General features: G+C 72.6%; 2 protein-coding genes. Both read left to right on the top strand.

From position 1 onward, the window contains the following. The first annotated feature begins 461 nt into the window (after positions 1 to 461). The gene (locus QZY48_RS20315; RefSeq protein WP_295434582.1) at positions 462 to 1409 is read left to right on the top strand and encodes a hypothetical protein; all 948 of its coding nucleotides are present in this window, start codon (positions 462 to 464) and stop codon (positions 1407 to 1409) included. Further along, on the top strand, positions 1319 to 3601 hold the full coding sequence (locus QZY48_RS20310) for a caspase family protein (protein ID WP_295434581.1): 2283 nt from the start codon (positions 1319 to 1321) through the stop codon (positions 3599 to 3601). Before QZY48_RS20315 ends, QZY48_RS20310 begins: the two co-directional genes overlap by 91 nt. Positions 3602 to 3720: the final 119 nt, after the last annotated feature.

Raw genomic sequence — 3720 nt, 5'->3', positions numbered from 1 at the left:
CTCTGCGTCTCTGCGCCTCTGCGTGAGACCTCTTAAGAATCTCACGCAGAGACGCAGAGACGCAGAGAAGAATCGCGTCAGTGGGGTTACCGTGAAAGCCGCTCCCGCCGGGGGCTTTCATGTTTCGGGGTGACGGACAACCCCTCATGGCCGTTAGCCGCGACGGGCGGCGCGGGGAACGCGATGTCGGCGTTCGGCGCGGCGCCGCGGCGCGGCCGGAGGCCGCTCCCACGGGGGACCTTCATGTTCCGGGGTGACGGACGCGCCTTCATGGCCGTGAGCGGCGACGGGACCGCGCCGGCTGCCGTGGTGGCCTCGTCGCGGCTGAAGCCGCTCCCACAGCGTCGCTGCGCGACCTGGTGGGCGACTTTCATGGTAAGGCCGCGACCGCGGGTCTGCCGGGGCGGCGGTTCGGGTTAAGATGGCGACCGCGCTGACCGACAGGAGGTGTCCAGCAGCCCATGTCCGAGCACCGACCGCCCGCACCCGCACCCGCACCCGATCAGGACCCGGCCCCCGCCGCCGCGCCTGCCCCCGACCCGGCGGACCCCTTCCCGGGCGCGCCCCAACTGCGCCTGGACCCGGGGGGCCATACGGCGGCGATCAAGCGTGTCGCGGTGGATGCGGCGGGGCTGTGGCTGGTTTCCGGGTCGGACGACAAGACGGTGCGGGTCTGGCGGCTCGCGGCGGCGGCGTCGTCGGGTGAGGGGCCGGGCACCCTGGAGCGGACCATCCGGGTGCCGCTCGGACCCGGCGACCTGGGCAAGGTCTATGCGGTAGCGCTGAGCCCGGACGGGGAGACGGTCGCAGTCGGGGGTTGGCTTGGCCCCAGCGGTGAGGACTTCATCTATCTCTTCGACCGCGCCACCGGCATCCTGCGTCAACGGATCAAAGGGCTGCCGAATGTGGTCCACCATCTCGCCTTCGACCCCACCGGGCGCCGGCTCGCGGCGGTACTCGGCAGCGGCGAGGGCCTGCGGCTCTATGGCCTCGCGACCGGCGGCGGGCCGGCGGGTGCCTCGGCGGCTTGGTCCGAGGACGGCCGGGACTCGGACTATGGGGGGGTGCCTACTGGGCCGACTTCGCCGCGGACGGGCGCTTGGTCACCAGTTGTCTCGACGGCCAAGTGCGGCTCTATGCCCCGCCGCTGGACGGCCCGCACGCGACCCCGCCCAGGTCCGTCTGGGGTCGGATCAAGTCCGCGCTCAGCGGCGGCGGCCAAACGCTCAAACCGACCCACCGCATCCGTCCGCCCGGCGGCAAGCGCCCATTCGCGGTCGCCTTCTCCCCGGACGGCACCCGCATCGCGGTGGGCTATGTGGACAGCACCGCGGTGGACCTGCTGGACGGCCGCACCCTGGCCCAGCTGGGCAGCGCGGACACCGCCGGGATCGGCAATGGCAATCTAGGCCGTGTCGCCTGGTCCGCCGACGGCGGCACCCTCTTTGCCGGCGGGCGCTATGTCGATGGCGGCGATTGCCCGGTACTGCGCTGGTCGAAGGCCGGGCTCGGGGCGCGGGGCCGTCCCCTGCGGGCGACGACCAACACGGTGATGGCCCTGCACCCGCTCCCCGACGGCGGGCTCGTGATCGGGGCGGCAGACGGCATCTTCGTGCTCGGTCCGGCGAGCCCTGGGGCAGAACCGGAACCTCGCTGGTCCAGTCCCTTGGCGGTCGCGGACTTCCGCGGCCAACTCCACGACAAGGGCCTCCGGCTTTCGGCCACCGGCGACCGGGTCGCGTTCGGCTACGGGCAAGGGGGCGGGCGCCCGGCCCTGTTCGATCTGGGCACCCGCGCCCTGACCCTGGACCCGTCCGCCGAGGCCTTGGCGGACCTGGCCCTGCCGGACGAGGGCAGGGCCGCCCCGGACCAGGCGCACCCGGACGGTCGTAAGTGCCTGGTGACCGATTGGGAAGACAACACCGAGCCAAGGCTCGCGGGCCGCCCGCTCAAGCTCATGCCCTACGAGCCCGCCCGCTCACTGGTCCTGATCCCGCCCGGGTCGCCGGGCGGCCTGGGCTTCCTGCTCGGCACCGAGTGGCGGTTACGCGCCTACACCGTCGCCGGCCGCGAGCGCTGGCAGCAGCCGGTGCCCGGCACCGTCTGGGCACTCAACGTCACCCGCGACGGCCGCTACGCGGTCGCCGGCTACGCCGACGGCACCCTGCGCTGGCACCGCCTGACGGACGGCGCCGAGGTGCTGGCGCTCTACCCGGCCCCATCCCAGTCTGGGGACCCGCCAGGCACCCAACCCCGCTGGGTCCTCTGGACCCCGCTCGGTCACTATGCCGCGTCGGCCGGCGGCGAGGACCTGATCGGCTGGCATGTGAATCGCGGGCCGGACCAGGCGCCGGACTTCTTCGGCGCCTCGCGCCTGCGCGAGCGGTTCAACCGACCGGATGTCATCGCGCGGGTGCTGGAGAGCGCCGACCCGGCCGCGGCCCTGCGCCTGGCCGATGCCGCCCGCGGCACCGCGCCGGCGGCCGAGACCGGGGCGCGCGGGATCACCTTTCTGCTCCCGCCGGTCCTGCGCCTGCTCTCCCATGGCCTGACGGTCGTCGCCGACGGGACCCGGGTGGACTGTACCTACAAGGCCGACTCGGACGCCGCCCCGGTGCTGCGGGTGGAGGCGCGGCTGGACGGTCGGCCGCTGCCGCTGCTCCTGGACCGGCGCGAGTTGGAGGCCGACGGCGGTCGCCGGGTGGTCGGCCAGTTGCGGGTGCTGGCCCCGCCCGGCCCCGGGGTGCTGAGCCTGGTCCCCTTCAGCGAGTTGGGTGCGGGCGAGGCGGTGCTGCTGCCGATCCCCTGGAGCGGCGATGCGGACTGGCGCAAGCCGCGGCTCTATGGTCTGACGGTGGGGGTGGGCGCCTATCCGCCGCAGATTGCGCAACCGCTGCGCTTCGCCGCCGCGGACGCCGATGCCGTGGCGGCGGAACTGCGCGCCCAGGCCGGCGGGCTCTACCGGGAGGTGCAGGTGCGCCCGCTCACCGACGCGGCGGCCGGGCGGACGGCGATCCTGGAGGGACTGCACTGGCTGGAGTTGGAGGTCGGGCAACGCGACGTGGCGGTGGTCTTCCTCGCCGGTCACGGGCTCAAGGACCACTACGGCGCCTACTATTATCTGTGCGTCGACGGCGACCCGGCCGCGCCGCATCACAGCGCCATCAAGGGGGGCGATATCGCCGAATACCTGCGGCGCATCCAGGGCAAGGTGGTGCTGATGCTGGACACCTGCTACTCGGGCGTCCTGCTCGGCGATACCAGGGCCGCGCTCAACTCGCTGCCGGACCTGGACCGTTTCGCCAACGAACTGGCGGACGCGGATACCGGGGTGGTGGTCTTCTCCTCCTCGAGCGGCGTCCAACTCTCGCGCGAGGACGCGGCCTGGGGCCATGGCGCCTTCACCTGCGCGCTCCTGGAGGCGATCCGCGACGGCCGGGCGGATTTCAGCCGGCTCGGGTTCGTCACCCTGGCGGAACTGGAGTGCTATCTGGCCGACCGGGTCAAAGCGCTGACTGAAGGGCGCCAGCACCCGACGGTGACCAAGCCCAAGGCCGTGACCGATTACCGGATGTTTCGGGTCGGCCGCCGGTCGGGTTAGGCGCGCGGCACCCAGCCCGCCAGGTCGCTCCGAGGGGTGCGATCAGAACTGATGAAGTGACCGAGATCCCGGATACGCTGTCGTTGTCGTTGTCGTTGTCGTTGTCGTAATCGAATAGT

Source organism: uncultured Thiodictyon sp. (genome assembly GCF_903828115.1).
In the GTDB taxonomy this organism is placed as follows: Bacteria; Pseudomonadota; Gammaproteobacteria; order Chromatiales; family Chromatiaceae; genus Thiodictyon.
Note: the sequence above shows the minus strand (reverse complement) of the source record. Positions and strands in the feature narration are given on the sequence as shown.